We start from the raw sequence: 21982 nt of genomic DNA on the forward strand, positions 1-21982 counted from the left end.
ATTCGTATATTATCCCCAAAAAAGGTTAAAAAAATAACAAAACCATACAAATAAATAACATTTTTCCATATATTCAAAACATGATACCATTTAACATTATTCCATGTACATATATAATAAATAGCATGACAGCGCTGGTAAAAAACATGTCAAATTGACGAAACCAATTTAAAGGAGGAGAAATTATGAAGTTAAAGAAGTTAACAGCATTATGTTTGGCTGGAGCAATGGTACTTTCTACAGCAGCGTGCGGAGGCGGGAGCGGAGACTCCGGCAGCTCAGGCGGAGACGGAGACTCTGGCAGTTCTGAGGGCGGCGAGCTTTCTATATCTATTTGGGATACGAACCAGGAGCCTGGTATCAATGAGATCCTTGCAGATTTTACAGAAGAGACCGGAATCAAGACAAAACTTACTGTTGTTAAGTGGGACGAGTATTGGACGATGTTGGAAGCAGGCGCACAGGGCGGTTCCCTTCCGGATGTATTCTGGATGCACTCCAACGAAAGTGAAAGATATATGTCCAACGACATGCTTCTTGACTTAACAGATAAGATCGCTGAGAGCGATGTTATCGATCCTGCGAATTATCCAGAAGATATCTGGGGACTTTACACACACGAAGATAAGTATTATGCAGTACCTAAGGACGTAGATACGATCGCTCTGTGGTACAACAAGACCATGTTCGACGAGGCAGAGATGGAATATCCGACTGCAGACTGGACCTGGGACGACATGTTCGAAGCAGCTAAGAAGCTGACGAAGGATGACGGAAGCCAGTACGGACTTGCACTCAGGAACGACAACAACCAGGCTGGTTACTACAACATGATCTATGATAACGGCGGATTCGTTATCAACGACGACAAGACAGAGTCCGGATGGGATGATCCTAAGACGATCGAAGCTATGGAGCAGGTTGAAGAATTCATCAAAGCAGGAGTTATGCCTTCTATGGAGACAATGTCTGAGAACGGTGAAGACGTACTCTTCCAGTCAGGCAAGGTTGCAATGGTTCTTCAGGGATCCTGGATGCTGGCAGCTTACAGAGACAACGAATATACTGCTGAGAACTGTGATTGTGTAGAGCTTCCTAAGAGTGCTACAACAGACAGAAGAGTTTCCATCTACAACGGTCTTGGATGGGCTGCATCTGCAAGCGGAAGCAACACCGAGAACGCATGGAAGCTGATCGAGTACTTAGGTTCAGAGGCAGCTCAGAAGAAGCAGGCAGAGCTTGGCGTTACGATGTCCGCATACACAGGAACATCTGATGCATGGGCTGATTCCGCAGACTTCAATCTGGAAGCATACCTGAACATGATGGACGACATGGTAATCCGTCCATACTCCAAGTCTACAGTAACATGGGAGAATGAAGACAATGAGATTCTGAAGGAAGTCTACACAGGCGACAAGAGTATGGCTGACGCCTGCAAGGAGATGGCTGACCAGATGAATGAGAAATTAGCAGAGGAATAGTCACATATATTGGGGGATATTGATGCAATAGCATCCAAAACTGTCATTGATAGCTTTTCTAAAATATTATGACACAGACACCGCGGGCAGATCTTCGCATCTGCCCGTATAAAAAAGGAGTGAGTCAAATGACTAATAGCGGAAAACCTGCAAAAACAGGCAGGGAAAAGAGTGAGTTTCTTTGGGGTTGGCTGTTTATACTTCCAACAGTCATCGGTTTGATCATATTGAATATCATCCCTATTTTCCAGACAATCTATCAGAGCTTTTTTAAGACCGGTGATTTCGGAAAGGGAAATATTTTCGTAGGTTTTGAAAATTATTCTAAGGTTTTCGGAGACTCTGAAGTATGGCAGTCTCTGATCAACACATTGAAATATGCAGTTGTTGAAGTTCCGTTTTCCATCGCGATCGCCCTTGTTCTGGCAGTTCTGCTGAACAGAAAGATGAAGGGACGTTCCGTATACAGAACGATTATCTTCCTTCCTATGGTTGCGGCTCCTGCGGCAGTTGCCATGGTTTGGAGATGGTTATTCAACTCAGATTTCGGTCTGATCAACAACGTATTCCACGTACATGTGAAATGGGTATCCGATCCTAAGATCGCTGTTTTCGCCGTTGCAGTAATCGGTGTATGGTCCATTCTTGGATACAACATGGTACTGTTCTTATCCGGTCTTCAGGAGATTCCGGGAGACTATTATGAGGCGGCATCCATCGACGGCGCGACCGGTATCAAGAGCTTCTTCCACATCACGATTCCGCTCTTGTCCCCTACGATCTTCTTCGTATTGGTAACACGTGTAATCGGCGCCCTTCAGGTATTCGACCTGATGTACATGGTAATGGACAAATCAAACCCGGCTCTGGACAAGACACAGTCCTTAGTTTACTTATTCTATAAGTACGCGTTCATCAACAAGAACATGGGTTACGGTTCAACTATCGTAGTTCTCCTGCTTATCATCACCATGATCGTTACGGTATTCCAGATGATCAGCCAGAAGAAATGGGTATTCTACAACTAAAGGAGGGCAATCAGAATGGATAGTATGGAAAGAAATAGAAAAATCGTTACTGCCGTTATACATATTGTATTGATCCTTGTATCGATCACGATGCTGATTCCTTTTATCTGGATGATCCTTACCGCGTTCAAGTCAGTAACAGAAGCAACATCGGTTGACCCGTTTGTAATCTTCCCTACAGTATGGAGAAAGGATTCCTTCACTGCCGTAATGCAGAACATGAATTTCCTGATGCTGTATAAGAACACGCTGCTTCTGATCTTCTTCCGTGTAGTATGTGCGGTATTGACAGCAACAATGGCAGGTTATGCTTTTGGACGTCTTCATTTCAAAGGAAGAGACGCCTGTTTCTCACTGGTTCTGTTCCAGATGATGGTACCGGCACAGATCTTCATCATTCCTCAGTACTTAATGATCAGTAAAGTCGGAATGCTGAATACGATCTTCGCTCTGGTATTCCCAGGTATGGTTACCGCTTTTGGTACCTTCCTTCTTCGTCAGGGTTATATGGGACTCCCGAACGATCTGGAGGAAGCTGCGAGACTGGATGGCTGTAATATCGGCCAGACCTTCCTCTACATCATGGCTCCGCTGACAAGGTCCAGTATGGTAGCACTTGGTATCTTCACCGCAGTGTTCGCATTCAAAGACCTGATGTGGCCAATGATCGTTAACACAGACAAAGATATGCTGGTTCTCTCTTCTGCTCTGGCAAAGATGCAGGGACAGTATGTATCCAAGTTCCCGGAACTGATGGCTGCATCACTGATCGCATGTATTCCGATGATCGTGATCTACGTTATCTTCCAGAAACAGTTTATCGAAGGTATCGCTACAAGCGGCGGAAAATTATAAAAACTACGATATAAAATGAATAAATAACGAAAAACATGTTTCGATCGTTTTTCGTATACCAGCGCAAAATAACGGGGTAGCCTTTTAAAGACTACTCCTGAATTTTAAATAGACAGAGATCTCATATACTCGTTCTTGTTCTCATACTTGATCAGTTTCTCCGGCGCTTCCCGGAAGCTTGTCGGACTGATACCGTAATTCTGCTTGAACATCTTCGAGAAAGCAAGCGGGTCATCATACCCGACCTGTGCAGAGATCGTATGGATCGGAAGAGCCGTCTCCCTGAGCAATGATATAGCTTTGTCAAGCCTGAGAGTGATCAGAAACTTCTGCGGAGACATGTTCATGATCTTCCGAAAGGAATTGGTGAGATAACTGCGGTTGATTCCGATATAATCCGCCAGATCGTTAACCTTGATCTTCTGGTCGTAATTCTTCTGCATATAATCAATTGCCTGTTCGACGTATACGGCACAAGGATAGTCGTAGCCGCTTCGGCCGGGAGACGGATTCTCTTCGGAATAATCCTCTAACAATGTGCTGAAGAAACGCATCAGTTCGCTGCTCCGCTTCAATTCATTGGCATATGTAAGCTGATGGGCTTCCAGCATATGCTGGATACAGCTCAGGAGCACGTCCATATTGCGGATAGGTATGACCGGTTTCTCGGGCATGAATCCGGCGTTGGTCACACATGTATGTGCTTTTCCGCCGTTAAACCCGACCCAGGCATAAGACCATGGGCATTCAAGATCAGCTTCATATTCCGTGTCCATACCGGGATAGATCAGAAATGCCATGTTCTCTTTCAGTTCGTAGTGACTATCCTCACAACGGAATGTACCTTTGCCCTTGGTAACCAGATGAATCACATATTCTGTGCGGACATGTGGGCCAAAATGGTGACCGCATTCCACATCTTCCATACCACAATAGCTCAGGTAAAGATCTACAGCGCGTCTCTGAAGATCTTCCAGGCATTTGTATCGTACGGAATTAGTAAAACCTACTTCAAATTCCATATAACAGCCCCCTTTTTATTTACATATATGCGTATTGACATTTGCACATACAGACATATAATACTATTATACGCGATAACAAGGGGATTTTCAACATTAAAATCAGGAGGCATAAGATGGCAATCGTATTTCACGAAAAGACAAACATATTTCATTTGACTAATAAGGATGTAAGTTACCTGATCAGAATCATGGAAAACGGTCAATTAGAGAATCTGTATTACGGGAAAGCACTGAAGGACCGGGAAGACTTCTCTTACATGCACGAGGAGGGAATGCGTTCCCAGATGTCCATTAATGTGCCGGAACCAGGTCTTCTGTCCATGCATTATACCAGACAGGAATACCCTTCATACGGAACAGGCGACTATCGGAGTCCTGCATTTACCGTTCTTCAGGAGAACGGCAGCCGGATCTCGAACTATGTTTACGCTGCACACAGTGTATTTGCAGGCAAGAAGAGCTTAGAACCTCTTCCGGCAACCTACGTTGAGAGTGACGAAGAAGCCTCTACTCTGGAGATCACTCTGCATGATCAGGTTACAAATACGGACCTTATACTCTCTTATACAATCTATGAGAACCATCCGGTAATTACCAGAAGCGCCCGTTTCTTACAGAAGGGGTCTGAGAAGATCGTTCTGGAACGCGCGTTAAGCGCCAGCGTAGAATTCATCGATATGGACTACGAACTGATGCATCTTTCCGGGGCATGGTCAAGAGAGCGTTATGTTAAGACTAAGAAGCTGGAGACGGGCATTCAGGGAGTCCAGGGCCTTAACGGAACCTGCTGCGGCGCAGAGTTCAATCCGTTCCTTGCCCTCAAGCGTCCTGATACGACAGAATTCCAGGGAGAAGTGTATGGATTCAGCTTCGTATACAGCGGCAATTTCCTTGCACAGGCCGAGGTAACTACCTTCGATATGACAAGGATCCTCATGGGTATCAATCCCGAAGGATTTGCCTGGGAATTAAAGCAGGGCGAATCTTTCCAGACGCCGGAAGTGGTAATGGTGTACAGCGACCAGGGCCTTAATAAGATGAGCCAGGTATATCACAGACTCTATCGTACACGTCTGATGCGCGGCAAATGGAGAGATCTGGCGCGCCCGATCCTTCTCAATAACTGGGAGGCGACTTATTTTGACTTTAACGAGGAAAAGATACTGAACATCGCCCGAAAAGCGAAGGAAGTCGGCGTAGAGCTGTTCGTTCTGGACGACGGATGGTTTGGGGCGCGCAACGATGATTACAGGGGTCTGGGCGACTGGTATGTGAACCTTGATAAATTACCTGACGGGATCTCTGGATTGTCCCGGAAGGTGGAAGAACTGGGATTGAAGTTCGGTCTGTGGGTAGAGCTTGAGATGGTGAACAAGGACAGCGATCTTTACCGTGCTCATCCTGACTGGCTGATCGGCGTTCCGGATAGATTTGAAAGTCATGCGCGCCACCAGCATGTTCTTGATTTCTCGAGGAAAGAGGTTGTAGATTATATCCATGAGATGATCTCGAAGGTGATCCGGGAATCTTCTATTTCCTATATCAAGTGGGATATGAACCGGTATATGACGGAACCATACAGCAGAGGCGCCGCTCCTTCTGAGCAGGGAATGGTGATGCACAGATATATGCTGGGTGTATATGACCTGTATACGCGTCTCACAACCGAGTTCCCGGACATCCTGTTTGAATCCTGTGCAAGCGGCGGAGCCAGGTTTGACCCGGGTATGCTGTATTTTGCTCCGCAGACCTGGACAAGCGATGATACCGACGCCAATGAGAGAACGAAGATCCAGTACGGCACTTCCATGGTATACCCGATCGTCAGCATGGGCTCTCATGTTTCTGCCGTTCCGAATCATCAGCTTCACAGAGATACTTCTCTGGCTACCCGTGCCAATGTGGCTTACTTCGGAACCTTTGGCTATGAGCTGGACCTGAACCTGTTGGAAGACCGCGAGATTGCGCAGGTAAAGGAGCAGATCCGATTCATGAAGGAATACCGCGAACTGATCCAGATGGACGGTGATTTCTATCGTCTGTTAAGCCCGTTTGCCGGGAATGAGACCGCATGGATGGTCGTTTCTCAGGATAAGCAGACTGCTATTGCCGGATATTACCAATGTCTGAACAGAGTGAATGGCTCCTGGTGCCGCCTGAAGCTTCAGGGATTGTGCGAGGATACACTGTATGAGGTCAGCTACGATACGACGCCCGACACCCCTGTGGATTCCAGACTGGAAGCGGCTTATGGCATCAGATCGGACAAGAACCCGGTAAAGACCTATCAGGCATATGGGACAGAGCTTATGTATGCCGGAATCCCGATCGACCGGGATACTTTGAAGAGAAAGAGCATGGATTTTGCATCGCTGATATTTGTCATCAAAAAGGCTAATTAGATAATTTCCATACTTAAGGAGGTAATGAATTATGGCTAAAATTACATTTATGGGAGCAGGAAGCACAGTATTTGCACGGAACGTACTGGGGGATTGTATGTGTTCCCCGGCGTTATGCAGCAGCGAGATCGCACTGTATGATATTGATGCACAGCGTCTTGAAGATTCTCAGATTATCTTAAGCGCCATCAATCATAATGTCAATCAGGATAGAGCCTGTATCAAGTCCTATCTGGGCGTAGAGAACCGCAAGGCTGCATTAAAGGACGCGGATTTTGTAGTAAACGCGATCCAGGTAGGCGGTTATGATCCTTGTACCATCGCTGATTTTGAGATTCCGAAGAAATACGGCCTGAGACAGACTATCGCAGATACTCTTGGAATCGGCGGAATCATGCGCGCCCTGCGCACAATCCCTGTTCTTGAGGAATTCGCAAGGGATATCGAGGAAGTGTGTCCAAATGCTTTATTCTTGAATTATTCTAACCCGATGGCGATGCTGACCGGGTATTTACAGCGGTTTACGAAGGTTCGTACGGTCGGTCTCTGCCACAGCGTACAGATCTGCTCGAAGACTCTTCTCGAAGAATTGGGAATGGAGGATAAGCTTGAGGGCAGAACGGAGCTGATCGCCGGAATCAACCATATGGGATGGCTCCTGGATATCCGGGATAAGGACGGCAACGACCTGTATCCTGAGATCCGAAGACGCGCGGAGGAGAAGAATACCTCCGGCGAGAAGCACAACGATATGGTTCGTCTGGAATATATCCGCGATCTTGGATATTACTGTACAGAGTCCAGCGAGCACAATGCAGAATATAATCCATTCTACATTAAATCCAGATATCCTGAGCTGATCGATGAATTCAACATTCCTCTGGATGAATATCCAAGACGCTGTATCGAACAGATCGAGAAATGGAACAAAGAAAAAGAGGATATCCTGAATGACGGTAAGATCACCCATGAGAGAAGCCGCGAATATGCCTCCTACATCATGGAAGCTGTCGTAACCGATCAGCCGTACAAGATCGGCGGTAATGTGATCAATAACGGGTATATCACGAATCTTCCGGCGGACGCCTGCGTGGAGGTACCATGCTACATTGACAAAACCGGCGTACATCCGACAACCGTAGGCAAGCTTCCGACACAATTGGCAGCAATGAATTCCGCTAACATCAGCGCACAGCTTCTAACGATCGAGGCCGCTGTAACCAAGGACCGCAAGAAGATCTACCAGGCGGCCATGATGGATCCGCATACCGCCGCAGAGCTGAGTATCAAGGATATTAAGGCCATGTGCGACGAACTGATCGAGGCACACGGTGATTATATGAAGGATTATCGGTAAGAGTAACCTAAGATAAAGGGGGACGCAGTACAATCGGATCGTACCGCGTCCCCCTTATTCTATATCAATCTCAGATCACTCCAAACAACCCGCCTATCTCTCCCTCATCCAACATCCTTCCGGTCTTATTCCCGGCATTGGCAAGCATTGCCTCCACCCTGTTCGCAAGAGTCACGTCGATGAACCTTCCCACTTCGATTCCCCTGAGCTCAAAGAACAACAGCGGATTCTCGTCCAGACGCACGCCTACTCCATAGAGAGCCGCAGCCACGTGCTTACACAACAGCGCCCAGTCCGGGCAGCTGCAGCTAAAGCTGATCTCATTGGGTGACGGGAACAGCCCCTCCTTACTCTGGAACAGTTCTTTCATCTCTTCCGGAAAATCACCTGCAAGAAGCGCTTCCAGATTCTCTAATTTCCTGCCGCATCTCTGGATGATCGCCTGACACTTCTCCTCCGACAGCGGACTGATCCTGATCTCTACCTTATAGGGTGTCTTGCGCGTTCCCTGTACCCTGGCAAGGATCTTCCCCTTCTGGATCTTAAGATCGATCACCGCGCCGGTACGGATATAGCGCTTCCCGCGGTCTAAGCGGCTCTCATAGTCCGCATATCTCTCCAGGTTATCGCACCATGCCTTGCCCCACCACTCATTGACAATCATTCTCCCTTTGGCGGTGACCGGCTCTAATATCTTGCCCTTTGCTTTCTCCTTCTTCCTGCTCGCCGCCGATTTCTGACGCAGCTCTGACGCGTTCGGCTGACTGTACTGCGGGATATCGGTCCAATATTTACTGCTCATATGCTCACATCTCCTTAATTAACAGATATTATCCCAGCCTCAGCAAGGACATCAGCTCATCGTTGCCAAGTTCCGTGATCCAGCTCTCACCGCCGGAGCCGATCACATTCGCCGCCAGTTCCTTCTTCGATTCGATAATACGGTCGATCCTCTCTTCCACGGTCTTCTGGCATACCAGCTTGTGCACCATCACATTCTTCTTCTGCCCGATGCGGAATGCACGGTCCGTTGCCTGGTTCTCCACCGCCGGATTCCACCAGCGGTCGAAATGGATCACATGGTTCGCCTTCGTCAGATTCAGTCCTGTCCCTCCTGCCTTAACAGATAATACGATAAACGGAACATACGCCTCACCCTGGAATGCCTCCACAATCTGTCCCCGGCTTGCCACCGGCGTACCGCCATGGAGCACATATCCGTCCGCATGGAATATCTCCCGCAAGAACGCTGCCAACTGATCGATGATCTCCCTGAACTGGGTAAACACCAGTACACGTTCCCTCTTCTCGTAGATGGTTTCACAGATCTCACGGAGCATCGCGAATTTGCCGCTGTCTTCCTCTGAAAATGTACTCTGTCCCAAATACTGATCCGGATGATTGCAGATCTGCTTCAACTTCACGATAGTTGACAGCACGATCCCGCACCGCTCAATACCATCGGCATCCTCGACACGCTTCTCCATATCATCCACGACTTCCCGGTACAATACCACCTGTTTCTTCGATAATCCGGCATAATCAATGGTCTCCAGCTTCTCTGGCAGATCCTTGATAATGCGCTTGTCCGTCTTAAGTCTCCGCAGCATGAACGGCGCTACCATGGACTTCAATTTCCCGTAGTCCTCCGGGTTATCCTTAAGACGTCTGCAGAATTCCCTGAACTCCATGGACGTACCCATAAGCCCCTTATTCAGGAAATCAAATAATGACCAGAGATTCGTCAGATCATTCTCGATCGGCGTACCCGTCATAGCAATCTTCATCCGCCCATTCAGCTGCTTAATCTCTTTGGTCTGCTTCGTACCGGGATTCTTGATCGCCTGCGCTTCATCTAATATGATGCAGGACCATTCAATCTCCCGCAGTTCCTTGATCCTTGACGCCATTCCATAGGTTGTGATATTCAAAAATACCGGCTCTGCCTTAACCTTCTTTCCAAGAGTTGCAGCTCCTCCCCCATGGAGAACGGACAGATCCATCTCTGGTACGAATTTCTCTGCTTCCTTCTGCCAGTTCCCAAGCAAAGACGCCGGTACCACCAACAGCACCCGGGCATTCCTCTCCTGCTTCCGTAATCTCTCCAAATAAGTCAACACCTGCAGGGTCTTGCCAAGTCCCATATCATCTGCCAGACATGCGCCAAATCCAAGCTGATCCATATAGCTAAGCCATGCATACCCGTTCCTCTGATACGGACGCAGCGTTGCCTGTACCGTCCCCGGAACCGCTGTCTTACGGATCTTCTCCGGCTTGCGCAGATTCGCAAGGAGAGATGACAGCCATTTCCCATTGGTGATCAGCGGCCCTACATCCGGCGCCTCTTCACTCCTCTTCGTCCCCATCTCCATCTTCAATGCGTCCATCAGGGTGACCTCTCTCGTCTGCCCTTCCATCTCTTCCAGGAGCTGCTTTAACCGGGCATGGTCTACCTCGATCCATTTGCCTTTCAGGAGGGCAAGCCCTTCCGTCTGCGCAAGAAGAATCTGCACATCTTCTTCCGTCAGTTCCACGCCGTCTACCATCAACTGCGGCTTCATGGATACCAGCGCGTCAAAACCGAGCATGGACGGCTTCTCGTCGCCCAGCTTCACAGCCATGGACACTGACGCTGCTTTCTTCTTCCACCAGTTGGGAATCCGGCACAGGATCCCGGTCTTCTCGATCTCTTCTACCTGCTTCAGTATCGTATATGCTTCATCCGCTGTCAGCTTCAGCGGATGAAATAGTTCGCCGCTGTCCATAAAACCGGCGATCAGCTCCGATACCTCTGCCGCACGGTTCAGGCACGCCAACAGAGAAAGCAGCTTCCCCCTGTCGCTGCTGAACTCTGTCAGCGCATATTTCAGAGGAACATGCTTCACCTTCCCGTCCGTTCCCTTCGTCGCATAGGTAGCCAGGAACGCGAACGGACAATCATCCTTAGGGTTCTCTACCAGATGGAAGAATACCCTCTCCGGCACCCGAAGTTCCTGGTTCTTCTCCGTCAGATACATCTCCACCGTGCCGTCATAAGCCGCAATCTCTCTGGCGAAGATCGCCTGGAGCTTCTTGAATGCATTCTTAAGCCACTTCTTCGAGATATACTCGGCGCCGATCACAAACGGAACCGCCCAGAGAAGCTCCTCGGCCGTCTCTTCCCCTAACGTTACCTTCGCTTTCTGGCGCACCAGTTCAAGCTCCGGCAGATCCGTAAGCTGTTTAAAAAATGTATCCGCCACCTGATACAAAAAACTTTCCGAAGGTGTAGGTTCTGCAGGTCTTCCCCCCAGTCCAAACTGATAGAGGGCGGCATATCCGCCTTCTGCTATCCACTTTACAGCTTCCTGCTGGTCCTTTTCTGATTCGAGCGACGATATGTCCGGAGTAAATCCCTCCGGGGTGAATAAGAAATTAATCGCCGATCTCTGCTTATCTTTTGCTGACATCATCCATATTTCTCTTTCTTTAATTAGTTTTATTTTTTTAGTATATATGATTTAATATCGGAATTCAAGCTTGTTCTGTCAATCCATTACAATCTTCCCGTCTCTTCCGTCAAAGGCTGTCAGCGGTATCGCAAGCATCTGTCTGCCGTCCTCTGGGCGCATATATGTTGCTTTTCGGCACTTTCAGTTTACTTACGGCACATTGTATGTTCTTTTCTGCCACAATTGGTAAAATATTCCATAATGTACAAAGGAGGAATTCTTACCATGGCATTCGCCGAAAAACTAAAAGCTCTGCGTCAGAAAAATAACATGTCACAGGAGTTTGTTGCACAACGCATCAATGTTGCACGTTCTACCATTGCCGGTTATGAGACGAAGAACCGGCAGCCCTCCCATGAGAAGCTGGTAGCATTCTCCAACCTCTTTCATGTACCTGTTGATTATCTTCTGGATGGTACGCATTCCGATTCCATATCTCTGGATGAATCCCGCGCAGATTCCATTGACGCACAAAATCTGCTGGTAAGATATTACCGTCTGTCTACACGCTCCCAGGAAGATCTGCTCAAACATCTTCACTTACTGGAACTACAAGACGAAGAACTGAATAATTAGACACGCGCAGGAGGCATGTGAATCATTCACCTGCCTCCTGATCTCATTGTTATTTTTTTCAACTTTTTAGCACTCACCTATTGACTCTGCTAACAATATGTGTTATATAATATATATAGCAAACAAAACAATAAATAATTTTCATATCTTATGGGATATAATAAACCATAAGAAGATTTTCAAGGAGGAATGATTTATGTTATTAGCAAACAGAAGTTTCAACAATTTATTCGATGATATGTTCAACGATCCGTTCTTTAGCCGTTCCTACGATCATACATCTGCCCAGATCATGAAGACGGATATTCATGAGAAGGACGGCAATTATATGGTAGAGATGGAGCTTCCGGGATATACCAAGGAAGACATCAAGGCTGATCTTAAGGACGGATACCTCACAATCTCCGCCCATAAGGATATGACGAAGGAGGAGAAGGATGCCAAGGGCAACTGTATCCACAAGGAACGCTACACCGGCACCTGCAACAGAAGCTTCTATGTGGGCGACGCGCTGACTCAGGATGACATCAGAGCAGCGTTCAAGGACGGTGTTCTTCACCTGACTTTCCCTAAGGAGATCCAGAAGCAGGAAGAACAGCCGAGACTGATCACAATCGAGTAAGCGGCAGGCACAGCGCCGGTCGGGCTTCGAGAAGACATATGAGAAAGGCATCGTACCTACGGATGATCCGCAGGCACGATGCCTTGTCTTTAATAACTTCTTATTTGAATAACTTAATCTTACCAATAAACGGCAGCCCTCTTCTCTCACCTCTGCACGCCGTTACAATCCCCATGATCAGGAGGATCAGCAGGGCAAGGTCTATGATATCAAACGCCCAGGAGAATAGGTTCCCACCAAAATGGAAGAACGAATGTATTCCCCAGAACCAGTCGCCCTCTATAAAATCAATGATCTTGGATAGAATATATAGTATCAACCCCTGGTTCACATGCTGTTTGACATACTGCGACTGCTTATCTCCCGCGATCAGCGGTATCAGCACCAATATCCCGATGTAAGACAGTACGCCCATCGCTTTGTTGCGGCTCACTTCGCTCCGGTCAAAATACGCCTGCGAACCATATCCATATGAACCATATCCATATGAACCATACGGCTCCTGTGCATACCCTGCCGTCCCTGAACCATTGCTCTGGTTATATGTATATCCTTGCCCATACGTATATTCCTGTCCGCCCGACTGACTGTAATCAGCCGTACTCCCGGCTGTCCGGCTGTCCGAACGTCCCCCGGCAAGCTCCGGTATCGGCGCGCCGCACTGCGGGCATGACATGGTTCCGTCGTCCACCTTTGCACCACATTTTACACAATATGCCATATCTCTTCTTCCTTTCACTGTATGTTCTGATACTATTGTATTCCTAATCCGCCGTTAACGCAATCATTTTTTCATCTATTCCTCAGTCGTCAAGCCCCAGGATCTCCGCCAACACTTCGACAATGATCTCATTGGTACAGGATTTCACATACCCAAGCATATGCAGGGATATCTCATCCTGCTTCTGCGCCTCGCTAAGCGAATGATCCTGCTTCGTCTGCTCGATCAGCCTGACGAGCTGCGGCGTCAGTTCTTCATAGGTCTCTATCGTCGTCTGCGTCACCAGCTTCCTCAGATCATCTTTCTTCGTCGGTACCATCTTCTTTTGCCTCCTTAACAAAACTCAACTGAAATTCCGTATCTTAAAGTCTCTCTGTGCCTCTCTCTGCTGGTCCTTCTTCGCTATGTCCTGACGCTTGTCATACAGCTTCTTCCCCTTCGCAAGACCGATCTCGATCTTCACCAGACTGCCTTTAAAATATACCTTAAGGGGGACGACCGCCACCCCCTTTTCCTTCGTCTTGCCCAACAATTTATTGATCTCCGACTTGTGAAGAAGGAGCTTGCGGATCCTTAACGGATCCTTATTGAATATATTCCCCTTCTCATACGGGCTGATATGCATGCCGTAGATGTAGACCTCGCCGTTCTCCACCCGGATAAATGATTCTTTGATGCTGCATTTGCCCATTCTGAGGGATTTCACTTCCGTTCCGTGAAGAGCGATCCCCGCTTCGTAGGTATCCAGTATAAAATAATCATGATACGCCTTCTTATTGTTCGCGATCATCTTGCCATTCGTCTTCGCCATCTGTCTTCCCCCTCCCCGGTGCATTTCCCACCACTTCAAAGTCTATCGTGCGCATCAGCCGGTCCACACCAAGGACCCTCACGCGTATCTGCTGACCTAATTTGTATGATCTGCGGGTATGGCTCCCCGCCATCTCATATCTGTCTTCATAGTAATCGTAATGATCATCCGTCATATTCGTCACATGCACCAGACCTTCTACCGTATTCGGCAGCTCCACATACATGCCCCATTTGGTCATACCGGAGATCACTCCGTCAAATTCTTCCCCGATATGCTGCCGCATGTATTCTGCCTTCTTAAGCTTGACCGTCTCTCGTTCCGCTTCGTCGGCTCTACGTTCCATCTCACTGGAATGCTTCGTTATCTCCTGAAGGATTCCCTGATAATGCGCGATCTTCTTCTCATCCATCCGCCCTCTTAAATTATCCTTGATGATCCTGTGGATCTGAAGATCCGGATATCTTCGGATCGGTGAGGTAAAATGAGTATAGTAATTGGCCGCCAGTCCGAAATGCCCGATATTCTCCGGCATATATCTCGCCTGCTTCATAGAGCGAAGCGCCAAACGGCAGATCAGCGCTTCCTCCGGAGTATTCTCCACCCTGGCAAGAAGCTTCTGGATCTCCTTGGGCCGGATCTCATTGACTCCGATATGCATGGAATAACCGAAATTATTGATAAATGTCGCAAGCGCCCGTATCTTCTCCTCGTCCGGCACCTCATGGGTACGATATACAAACGGAAGCTCCTGCCAATAATAATCTTCCGCTACCGTCTCATTGGCCAGAAGCATGAAATCCTCAATAATCTTCGTCGCAGTATTGCGGTCATAAGGCCTGATCTCCAGCGGTCTCCCATCCTCATCGAGCACAAGCTTCGACTCCGGGAAATCAAAATCAATGGAGCCCCGCCGCTGTCTGCGCCCGCGGACGATCCGAGACAGCTCATACATTCGTTCGAACATAGGGACCAACTCCCGGTATCTTGCCGTCTCTTCCGGATCCCTATCTTCCAGGATCTTCTTCACACTGGTATAAGTCATCCTCTCATCTACATGTATCACCGTCTCCGCGATCTCATGCCCGATCACGACCCCTTTGGGATTCACCGTCATAATGCAGCTTAACGCCAGACGGTCTGTCCCGGCATTCAGAGAACAAATCCCGTTAGACAGCTTATGGGGTAACATCGGGATAACCCGGTCCACAAGGTAGACGCTCGTCCCCCTCTCCCTGGCTTCCCGGTCGATCGCGCTGTTCTCCTGAACATAATTGGTCACATCCGCAATGTGAACTCCCAGGATATAGTTGTCCCCTTCTCTGGTCACCGAGACTGCATCATCCAGATCCTTGGCATCCTCCCCGTCGATGGTCACCATCTGCCAGCCTCTCAGATCCTTCCTTCCGGCCATATCTGCCTCACTGACATCCTTGGCCGCCCGCTCCGCCTGATTCAGGATCTTCTCTGAGAATTCCACCGGAAGTCCATAACCCTTGACGATCGACATGATATCCGTGCCCGGATCATTGATATGTCCGATAATCTCCGTCACCCTGCCTTCCGGCTTCTTACCTTCCTCCCCGTAAGAAGTAAGTTCCGCTACAACCTTGTGGCCGTCCACCGCACCCTTCGACTTCTCAATGGGGATAAAAACATCCCGGGCGAACTTCTGATTATCCGGTATCACGAATCCATAATTCTGCGGATCTCTGCGCTGATACAGGCCGACTATCCGGGTCACTCCCCTGGCGATGATCCTCACGATCTTGCCTTCACGGCTTCTTCCCTTCGCTTCCCGTGTAAGTACGAACTCCACCTGATCTCCGTCAAACGCACCGTTCGTATCTTCTTCTCTGATATATACATCCGCGTTCTCATCCTCAGTGATGACAAACCCAAATCCTCTTACATTGGCACGGAAAACGCCTGTCAGGCGCTTCGCCTCGCCGCGGCAGTATTTCCCTCTCTTCGACAGATATATCTTACCGTCCGCCTCCAATGACTCCAGCACTTTCTTAAGCTCATCCCTCTGCTCCTTTGGAACCTGCAGGAGCATCGCCAGCTCCTTAAACTTCATAGGCACATACAGGCTGTCACACATCAGATCATAGACTACCTTCCTTCGCTTCTCAAAACCCTGCTCCATCTTCTATACCTCTCCTCACAAATCCCCTATATACAAATAGACACTCCTACACAGGAGTGTCCCATCGTCTCACAAAAATATACCTAATCTTATGCAAACACCTTCAAATTCAACACTGCTGCCAATACAATAAACAGGACTGCAAGGAACTTCGTAGACTTCACAAGCGCACCCTCCATGGAACGGCCCTTGTTCTGTCCCCAGTAAGTGTCTGCCATACCGCTGATCGTGCCAAGTCCTGCAGACTTACCCTCCTGCATCAGAACGATAGCTGTAAGTGCAATACAGTCTATTGCAAATATGATCATTAAAACAATTTTTAAAATCTCCACCTTCTACACCTCCTGCAACTGAACCTCTATCATTCTAGCACAAGATACCCAAAATAGCAAGAAGGGGGACGCAGTATTTTTCAATTTTACTGCGTCCCGAATTGAGAAATGTGATATCCCCCATCATAAGAATGGATTGCCATACTCCGCCACATCCCCTAGTTTCTCTTCGATCCTCAGAAGCTGGTTATACTTTTCTACCCGTTCGGAACGGCACGGCGCCCCGGTCTTGATCTGACCGGAATTGAATGCCACCGCGATATCCGCAATTATGGGATCTGCCGTCTCCCCGGAACGATGGGATACAATCGTCCGATACCCGGCATTCTTAGCCATCTCGATTGCGTTAAATGCTTCCGTCAGGGTTCCGATCTGATTGACTTTGATAAGGATCGCATTCGCTACTCCCCTCTCAATTCCCTTTTTCAGCCTCTCTGCGTTGGTGACAAAGAGATCGTCTCCCACCAGTTGATGATTCACTCCAAGCCGTGTTGTCAGGATCTCCCAGCCTTCCCAGTCCTCCTCATCCAGCGGATCCTCAATGGATGCAATCGGGAATTCCTCTGCCAGTTCTTCATAATAATCGATCAATTCTTCCGCCGAGCGTACCACCTGATGACCATGCATCCTGCTCTCACCCTCGAAAATATATTTCCTGGATTTATGATCGTACAATTCCGTCGCAGCCACATCCAAGGCAGCCCGGATATCCTTTCCCGGCCTGTAGCCCGCGCCCTGCACCGCCTCCATGATGAAGCGCAGCGCCTCCTTCGCATCCGAGAGATTCGGGGCAAATCCTCCTTCGTCACCTACGGCTGTGCTATATCCGTGCTTCTTCAGCAGGCGCTTCAGCTCATGGTAGATCTCCGCACACATCCGAAGACCTTCTTTGAAGCAGCACGCTCCCACCGGCATGATCATAAATTCCTGGATATCTATGGTGTTGTCCGCATGTCTGCCTCCGTTCATGATGTTCATCATCGGCACCGGCAGGCGCTTCGCATTCGTTCCCCCGAGATAAGAGTACAGAGGAATACGAAGTGCGCGGGCGGCAGCACGGGCGGCGGCCATGGAGACGCCCAACATGGCATTGGCTCCGAGATTCGATTTGTTCCCCGTTCCGTCAAGCTTCTGCATGATCCGGTCTATCATGGGCTGATCGAACACATTGACCCCTATAATCGCCGGCGCGATCTTCGCATTCACATGATCAACCGCAAGTTCCACTCCAAGACCGCCGTACCGCGCCTCCTTATCCCGCAATTCCAGTGCTTCATACTGGCCGGTAGACGCACCCGACGGAACACTTGCCCTTCCAAGATGAGTCTCTCCTGCCAGCACTTCTACTTCTATGGTAGGATTCCCGCGGGAATCTAAGATTTCTCTTGCGTATACATCCGTAATCGGTAAATACTTATGCATCTCATTTCCTCCTTTATAGAAGGTATTATGTACTGATTTTCCTATTCTAATACAGATGTAAAATATCATTGACTTTTCTCTGTTCCGGCGTTACAATCGGTGTGGTGTCGATGAACACTTTTTTAAATATTACATTTTGCAGAGGAAATTGTCATGAAATCACAATTTAAAAACTTTACTTACCTTACGGTCAGTACGCTTATTATGGCTGCCGGTATCTACTTCTTCAAGTTTACCAACAACTTTACCTTTGGAGGGATCACAGGCCTTGCCGTCCTTGTCGCCAAGTCTGGCGTCATCTCCGCCAGTGATTTTTCCTTCGTCGCCAACATGATCCTGCTCGTGATCGGTTTCTTTGTACTGGGGAAGAAATTCGCCGCCAAGACCGCTTACAGCAGCATCCTTCTGTCTGTCACCTTATCGGCGCTGGAACGAATCTATCCTATGAGCCATCCCCTGACAGACCAGCCCATGCTTGAGCTGGCATTCGCCATTGCGCTGCCCTCCATCGGCTCCGCAGTGCTGTTCAATATCGGCGCATCAAGCGGCGGCACCGACGTGGTTGCCATGATCATGAAGAAATATACCAGCTTCAACATCGGCAACGCCTTGCTGGTCACGGATTTCTTCATTACACTTGCCGGATGCTTCGTATTCGACATTGAGACCGGATTGTATTCCTTCCTTGGTCTTGCGCTTCGCTCTTTCATGATCGACGGATTCATCGAGAGTCTGAATCTGTCCAAATACTTTAACGTTGTATGCAGCAATCCGCAGCCTATATGCTCTTATATCAAGGAAGACCTGCACCGAAGCGCCACCATCGTTCTGGCCAAAGGTGCATTCAGTGGTGAAGACAAATATATCATCTTCACGGTACTGAACCGTATAGAAGCGATACGCCTCAGGAACTATATTAAGGAGAATTCTCCCGACGCCTTCCTGCTGATCTCGAATACCAGCGAAATCATCGGTAAGGGATTCCACTCTGTATAACCGCAGACATATTACCATACAAAAAGGCCCCCGCCTGGGGACCTTTTTCTTAACATTCTATAACTCTAACCGACCATAAGGCCTTCTTTCTTGATCACATCAATCACCTGGTTCACGTATTTCTCGCACAGTTCATCCGTAGCTGCCTCCACCATTACGCGGATCACAGGCTCCGTACCGCTCTCCCTTACCAGGATGCGTCCGTCGTCGCCAAGCGCCTCGGCAACTGCGTCTACCGCCTTCGTAACCGCCGCATTCTCTCTCGCCGTCTTCTTGTCTGCCACACGGACATTCTTAAGAAGCTGCGGGTAGATCTTCACCGGCTCTGCAAGCTTCGCCAGGCTCATCTTCTTCTCCAGCATGACCTCCATCACCATCAGAGACGTAAGTATTCCGTCTCCTGTTGTCGCGTGCTTGCTGAAAATAATATGGCCGGACTGCTCCCCGCCAAGGGAGAAATTATTGCGCACCATATTCTCATATACATACTTATCGCCCACGGCAGTCTTCTCATACTTAAGCCCCGCCTTGTCACAGGCCTTGTAAAGCCCCAGGTTGGACATGATCGTCGTCACGATGGTATCTCCGTTCAGGCGTCCGTTCTCCTTCATATATTTGCCGCAGATATAGAGGATCAGATCTCCGTCTACCACGTTGCCGTGTTCATCCACCGCGATACATCTGTCCGCGTCGCCGTCATACGCGAAGCCCACGTCAAGCTTCTTCTCCTTCACGTAATTCTGAAGCACTTCGATATGCGTGGAACCGCAGTTGGTATTGATATTCGTTCCATCCGGTTCACAGTTGATCACATAGGTCTTGGCGCCCAGCGCGTCATACACGCTCTTTGCGATGGCAAATGCGCTTCCGTTGGAACAGTCAAGCCCTACCCTGATATCCTCGAAGGAACGGGTAGCCAGTGAGATCAGATAACCGATATACCGATTCCTTCCTGCCGCATAATCGACGGTACGTCCGATGTCTTCCTTCTTCGCCAGCGGCAGTTCGCCCATCTCTCCGTCGATATAAGCCTCGATCTTCTCCTCGACCTCGGCTTCCAGCTTATGTCCCTTCCCGCTGATCACCTTGATCCCGTTGTCATAGTAAGGATTATGACTTGCTGAAATCATGATCCCGCAGTCAAAATTATCTGTCCTTGTCACATAGGAAACACTCGGCGTCGTCGTTACGTGTAGAAGATATGCATTCGCACCCGACGCCGTGATACCTGCCGCCAGCGCATACTCGAACATATAACTGCTTCTTCTTGTATCCTTACCGATCACAACCTTCGCCTTGTGATCCTGTCCGTAGTACCAGCCCAGGAACCGCCCTACCTTGAATGCATGTTCCACCGTCAGTACCTCATTCGCTTCACCACGGAAACCATCTGTTCCAAAATATTTACCCATAACTGTCAGCTCCTTCATTTCATTCGCTTCATTTGCCATATTTACCGCATTCTTTGCACGATCATCGCAAACATCTTTACTATTATATAAGGTTTTGAGCAAATATACAACTATTATTTCTAATGATGGAACAGCCGGAGCCCGGTAAATGCCATCGCCATACCATACTTATTGCAGGTATCGATCACATTGTCGTCTCTCACAGACCCGCCCGGCTGCGCGATATACTTCACTCCGCTTCTGTGTGCACGCTCGATATTATCCCCGAACGGGAAGAACGCGTCTGACCCAAGCGCAACATTCTCAAGCTTGTCAAGCCATTCCCTCTTGGCTTCTCTTGTGAATACCTCCGGCTTCTCCTTGAAGATTGCCTGCCATGCTCCGTCCGCAAGCACATCCATATAATCCTCGCCGATGTACAGGTCGATCGCGTTATCCCTGTCCGCGCGGCGGATCGAATCAACGAACGGAAGATTCATCACCTGGGGAGACTGTCTTAACCACCAGTTGTCCGCCTTCTGGCCCGCAAGCCTGGTGCAGTGGATCCTGGACTGCTGCCCCGCGCCGATACCGATAGCCTGTCCGTCCTTCACGAAGCACACGGAATTGGACTGCGTGTATTTCAGGGTGATCATGGAGATGGCAAGATCGATCTTCGCCTGCTCTGTCAGCTCCTTATTCTCCGTTACCACATTGGCAAAGAACTCGTCGTCGATCTTCAACTCATTCCTTCCCTGTTCGAACGTGATCCCGAACACATCCTTGTGCTCAAGCGGCTCCGGTACATACTCCGGATCGATCTGTATCACATTATAATTGCCGTTCTTCTTCGCCTTCAGGATGTCAAGCGCCTCCGGCTCATATCCCGGCGCAATCACACCGTCTGATACTTCACGCTTGATAAGCCTTGCCGTATCCACGTCACAGACATCCGACAGAGAGATAAAGTCTCCGAAAGAAGACATCCGGTCCGCCCCTCTTGCCCGGGCATAGGCAGACGCTAACGGCGACAGCTCTCCCAGATCATCCACCCAGTAGATCTTCGCAAGAGTCTCTGTAAGCGGCATCCCTACTGCAGCCCCCGCCGGGGACACATGCTTGAAGGACGTCGCCGCCGGAAGTCCGGTCGCCTTCTTAAGTTCACTCACCAACTGCCACCCGTTAAATGCATCCAGGAAATTAATGTATCCCGGCCTGCCGTTCAACACCTGGATCGGAAGTTCGCCGCCGTCCGCCATATAGATCCTGGATGGCTTCTGATTGGGATTGCAGCCATATTTTAATTCTAATTCCTTCATG

Annotated in this window: 19 protein-coding genes; 8 read left to right on the top strand and 11 right to left on the bottom strand. The window is 48.8% G+C overall.

Annotated features, from left to right (window positions below; translation table 11 throughout):
• The first annotated feature begins 185 nt into the window (after nucleotides 1-185).
• The 3 genes from VSQ62_RS23865 to VSQ62_RS23875 all read left to right on the top strand — a co-directional run bounded on the left by VSQ62_RS23865 (nucleotide 186) and on the right by VSQ62_RS23875 (nucleotide 3367).
• Entirely contained in the window at nucleotides 186-1484 is a 1299-nt protein-coding gene (locus VSQ62_RS23865; protein WP_334637214.1) for an ABC transporter substrate-binding protein, read from the top strand.
• A gap of 128 nt (nucleotides 1485-1612) precedes the next feature.
• Complete coding sequence (locus VSQ62_RS23870; protein ID WP_334637215.1) at nucleotides 1613-2512, top strand: carbohydrate ABC transporter permease; 900 nt, start codon at nucleotides 1613-1615, stop codon at nucleotides 2510-2512.
• Between the two features lie 15 nt (nucleotides 2513-2527).
• Nucleotides 2528-3367 carry a carbohydrate ABC transporter permease gene (locus VSQ62_RS23875; RefSeq protein ID WP_334637216.1) on the top strand — a complete coding sequence of 280 codons (840 nt, stop codon included), beginning with the start codon at nucleotides 2528-2530 and terminating at the stop codon, nucleotides 3365-3367.
• A 104-nt stretch (nucleotides 3368-3471) separates the two neighbouring features.
• On the opposite strand, the gene VSQ62_RS23880 is transcribed toward VSQ62_RS23875, so the two are convergent.
• Nucleotides 3472-4389: an AraC family transcriptional regulator gene (locus VSQ62_RS23880; RefSeq protein WP_334637217.1), complete on the bottom strand. Its 918-nt coding sequence runs from the start codon at nucleotides 4387-4389 to the stop codon at nucleotides 3472-3474.
• A 116-nt stretch (nucleotides 4390-4505) separates the two neighbouring features.
• Here VSQ62_RS23880 and VSQ62_RS23885 point away from each other — a divergent pair, with 116 nt between their 5' ends.
• Both VSQ62_RS23885 and VSQ62_RS23890 read left to right on the top strand, forming a co-directional pair.
• Nucleotides 4506-6794 carry an alpha-galactosidase gene (locus VSQ62_RS23885; RefSeq protein WP_334637218.1) on the top strand — a complete coding sequence of 763 codons (2289 nt, stop codon included), beginning with the start codon at nucleotides 4506-4508 and terminating at the stop codon, nucleotides 6792-6794.
• 31 nt (nucleotides 6795-6825) lie between these two features.
• The gene (locus VSQ62_RS23890; RefSeq protein ID WP_334637219.1) at nucleotides 6826-8151 is read left to right on the top strand and encodes an alpha-glucosidase/alpha-galactosidase; all 1326 of its coding nucleotides are present in this window, start codon (nucleotides 6826-6828) and stop codon (nucleotides 8149-8151) included.
• A gap of 70 nt (nucleotides 8152-8221) precedes the next feature.
• Here VSQ62_RS23890 and VSQ62_RS23895 read toward each other — a convergent pair whose 3' ends face one another.
• Together VSQ62_RS23895 and VSQ62_RS23900 are read right to left on the bottom strand one after the other, a co-directional pair.
• The gene (locus VSQ62_RS23895; RefSeq protein ID WP_334637220.1) at nucleotides 8222-8953 is read right to left on the bottom strand and encodes an SWIM zinc finger family protein; all 732 of its coding nucleotides are present in this window, start codon (nucleotides 8951-8953) and stop codon (nucleotides 8222-8224) included.
• A 28-nt stretch (nucleotides 8954-8981) separates the two neighbouring features.
• Nucleotides 8982-11603, bottom strand: coding sequence for a DEAD/DEAH box helicase (locus VSQ62_RS23900; protein ID WP_334637221.1), 2622 nt, complete (start codon nucleotides 11601-11603; stop codon nucleotides 8982-8984).
• Between the two features lie 264 nt (nucleotides 11604-11867).
• On the opposite strand from VSQ62_RS23900, the gene VSQ62_RS23905 reads away from it, so the two are divergent.
• Both VSQ62_RS23905 and VSQ62_RS23910 read left to right on the top strand, forming a co-directional pair.
• Nucleotides 11868-12218, top strand: coding sequence for a helix-turn-helix domain-containing protein (locus VSQ62_RS23905; protein WP_334637222.1), 351 nt, complete (start codon nucleotides 11868-11870; stop codon nucleotides 12216-12218).
• A gap of 196 nt (nucleotides 12219-12414) precedes the next feature.
• Nucleotides 12415-12840 carry an Hsp20/alpha crystallin family protein gene (locus tag VSQ62_RS23910; protein WP_334637223.1) on the top strand — a complete coding sequence of 142 codons (426 nt, stop codon included), beginning with the start codon at nucleotides 12415-12417 and terminating at the stop codon, nucleotides 12838-12840.
• A 100-nt stretch (nucleotides 12841-12940) separates the two neighbouring features.
• On the opposite strand, the gene VSQ62_RS23915 is transcribed toward VSQ62_RS23910, so the two are convergent.
• The 6 genes from VSQ62_RS23915 to eno all read right to left on the bottom strand — a co-directional run bounded on the left by VSQ62_RS23915 (nucleotide 12941) and on the right by eno (nucleotide 18275).
• A complete protein-coding gene (locus VSQ62_RS23915) occupies nucleotides 12941-13561 on the bottom strand; it encodes a zinc-ribbon domain-containing protein (protein WP_334637225.1) in 621 nt (206 codons plus the stop codon).
• Nucleotides 13562-13643: 82 nt separating this feature from the next.
• The gene (locus VSQ62_RS23920; RefSeq protein ID WP_334637226.1) at nucleotides 13644-13880 is read right to left on the bottom strand and encodes a hypothetical protein; all 237 of its coding nucleotides are present in this window, start codon (nucleotides 13878-13880) and stop codon (nucleotides 13644-13646) included.
• A 24-nt stretch (nucleotides 13881-13904) separates the two neighbouring features.
• Nucleotides 13905-14372, bottom strand: a complete 468-nt coding sequence (smpB, locus tag VSQ62_RS23925; RefSeq protein WP_334637227.1) for an SsrA-binding protein SmpB — start codon at nucleotides 14370-14372, stop codon at nucleotides 13905-13907.
• Complete coding sequence (gene rnr, locus VSQ62_RS23930) at nucleotides 14335-16521, bottom strand: ribonuclease R (protein ID WP_334637228.1); 2187 nt, start codon at nucleotides 16519-16521, stop codon at nucleotides 14335-14337. The genes smpB and rnr overlap by 38 nt, the downstream gene beginning before the upstream one ends.
• An 89-nt stretch (nucleotides 16522-16610) precedes the next feature.
• Complete coding sequence (gene secG / locus VSQ62_RS23935) at nucleotides 16611-16853, bottom strand: preprotein translocase subunit SecG (protein ID WP_334637229.1); 243 nt, start codon at nucleotides 16851-16853, stop codon at nucleotides 16611-16613.
• 123 nt (nucleotides 16854-16976) lie between these two features.
• On the bottom strand, nucleotides 16977-18275 hold the full coding sequence (eno, locus tag VSQ62_RS23940; protein WP_334637230.1) for a phosphopyruvate hydratase: 1299 nt from the start codon (nucleotides 18273-18275) through the stop codon (nucleotides 16977-16979).
• Nucleotides 18276-18428: 153 nt separating this feature from the next.
• On the opposite strand from eno, the gene VSQ62_RS23945 reads away from it, so the two are divergent.
• Nucleotides 18429-19271 carry a YitT family protein gene (locus tag VSQ62_RS23945; RefSeq protein WP_334637231.1) on the top strand — a complete coding sequence of 281 codons (843 nt, stop codon included), beginning with the start codon at nucleotides 18429-18431 and terminating at the stop codon, nucleotides 19269-19271.
• A 65-nt stretch (nucleotides 19272-19336) separates the two neighbouring features.
• Here the strand turns inward: VSQ62_RS23945 and glmM are convergent, their stop codons facing one another.
• Together glmM and VSQ62_RS23955 are read right to left on the bottom strand one after the other, a co-directional pair.
• On the bottom strand, nucleotides 19337-20683 hold the full coding sequence (gene glmM / locus VSQ62_RS23950) for a phosphoglucosamine mutase (protein WP_334637767.1): 1347 nt from the start codon (nucleotides 20681-20683) through the stop codon (nucleotides 19337-19339).
• Between the two features lie 119 nt (nucleotides 20684-20802).
• Nucleotides 20803-21981 (bottom strand): phosphoribosylaminoimidazolecarboxamide formyltransferase, encoded by a 1179-nt coding sequence (locus tag VSQ62_RS23955; RefSeq protein ID WP_334637233.1) that lies wholly within the window; start codon nucleotides 21979-21981, stop codon nucleotides 20803-20805.
• Nucleotide 21982 lies beyond the last annotated feature (1 nt).

This window comes from Sporofaciens sp. JLR.KK001, assembly GCF_036941055.1.
GTDB lineage: Bacteria > Bacillota > Clostridia > Lachnospirales > Lachnospiraceae > Sporofaciens.

Coding starts and splice junctions, on each gene's coding strand:
- VSQ62_RS23865 (WP_334637214.1), top strand. CDS start 186: ATGAAGTTAAAGAAGTTAACAGCATTATGTTTGGCTGGAGCAATGGTA.
- VSQ62_RS23870 (WP_334637215.1), top strand. CDS start 1,613: ATGACTAATAGCGGAAAACCTGCAAAAACAGGCAGGGAAAAGAGTGAG.
- VSQ62_RS23875 (WP_334637216.1), top strand. CDS start 2,528: ATGGATAGTATGGAAAGAAATAGAAAAATCGTTACTGCCGTTATACAT.
- VSQ62_RS23880 (WP_334637217.1), bottom strand. CDS start 4,389: ATGGAATTTGAAGTAGGTTTTACTAATTCCGTACGATACAAATGCCTG.
- VSQ62_RS23885 (WP_334637218.1), top strand. CDS start 4,506: ATGGCAATCGTATTTCACGAAAAGACAAACATATTTCATTTGACTAAT.
- VSQ62_RS23890 (WP_334637219.1), top strand. CDS start 6,826: ATGGCTAAAATTACATTTATGGGAGCAGGAAGCACAGTATTTGCACGG.
- VSQ62_RS23895 (WP_334637220.1), bottom strand. CDS start 8,953: ATGAGCAGTAAATATTGGACCGATATCCCGCAGTACAGTCAGCCGAAC.
- VSQ62_RS23900 (WP_334637221.1), bottom strand. CDS start 11,603: ATGATGTCAGCAAAAGATAAGCAGAGATCGGCGATTAATTTCTTATTC.
- VSQ62_RS23905 (WP_334637222.1), top strand. CDS start 11,868: ATGGCATTCGCCGAAAAACTAAAAGCTCTGCGTCAGAAAAATAACATG.
- VSQ62_RS23910 (WP_334637223.1), top strand. CDS start 12,415: ATGTTATTAGCAAACAGAAGTTTCAACAATTTATTCGATGATATGTTC.
- VSQ62_RS23915 (WP_334637225.1), bottom strand. CDS start 13,561: ATGGCATATTGTGTAAAATGTGGTGCAAAGGTGGACGACGGAACCATG.
- VSQ62_RS23920 (WP_334637226.1), bottom strand. CDS start 13,880: ATGGTACCGACGAAGAAAGATGATCTGAGGAAGCTGGTGACGCAGACG.
- smpB (WP_334637227.1), bottom strand. CDS start 14,372: ATGGCGAAGACGAATGGCAAGATGATCGCGAACAATAAGAAGGCGTAT.
- rnr (WP_334637228.1), bottom strand. CDS start 16,521: ATGGAGCAGGGTTTTGAGAAGCGAAGGAAGGTAGTCTATGATCTGATG.
- eno (WP_334637230.1), bottom strand. CDS start 18,275: ATGCATAAGTATTTACCGATTACGGATGTATACGCAAGAGAAATCTTA.
- VSQ62_RS23945 (WP_334637231.1), top strand. CDS start 18,429: ATGAAATCACAATTTAAAAACTTTACTTACCTTACGGTCAGTACGCTT.
- glmM (WP_334637767.1), bottom strand. CDS start 20,683: ATGGGTAAATATTTTGGAACAGATGGTTTCCGTGGTGAAGCGAATGAG.
- VSQ62_RS23955 (WP_334637233.1), bottom strand. CDS start 21,981: ATGAAGGAATTAGAATTAAAATATGGCTGCAATCCCAATCAGAAGCCA.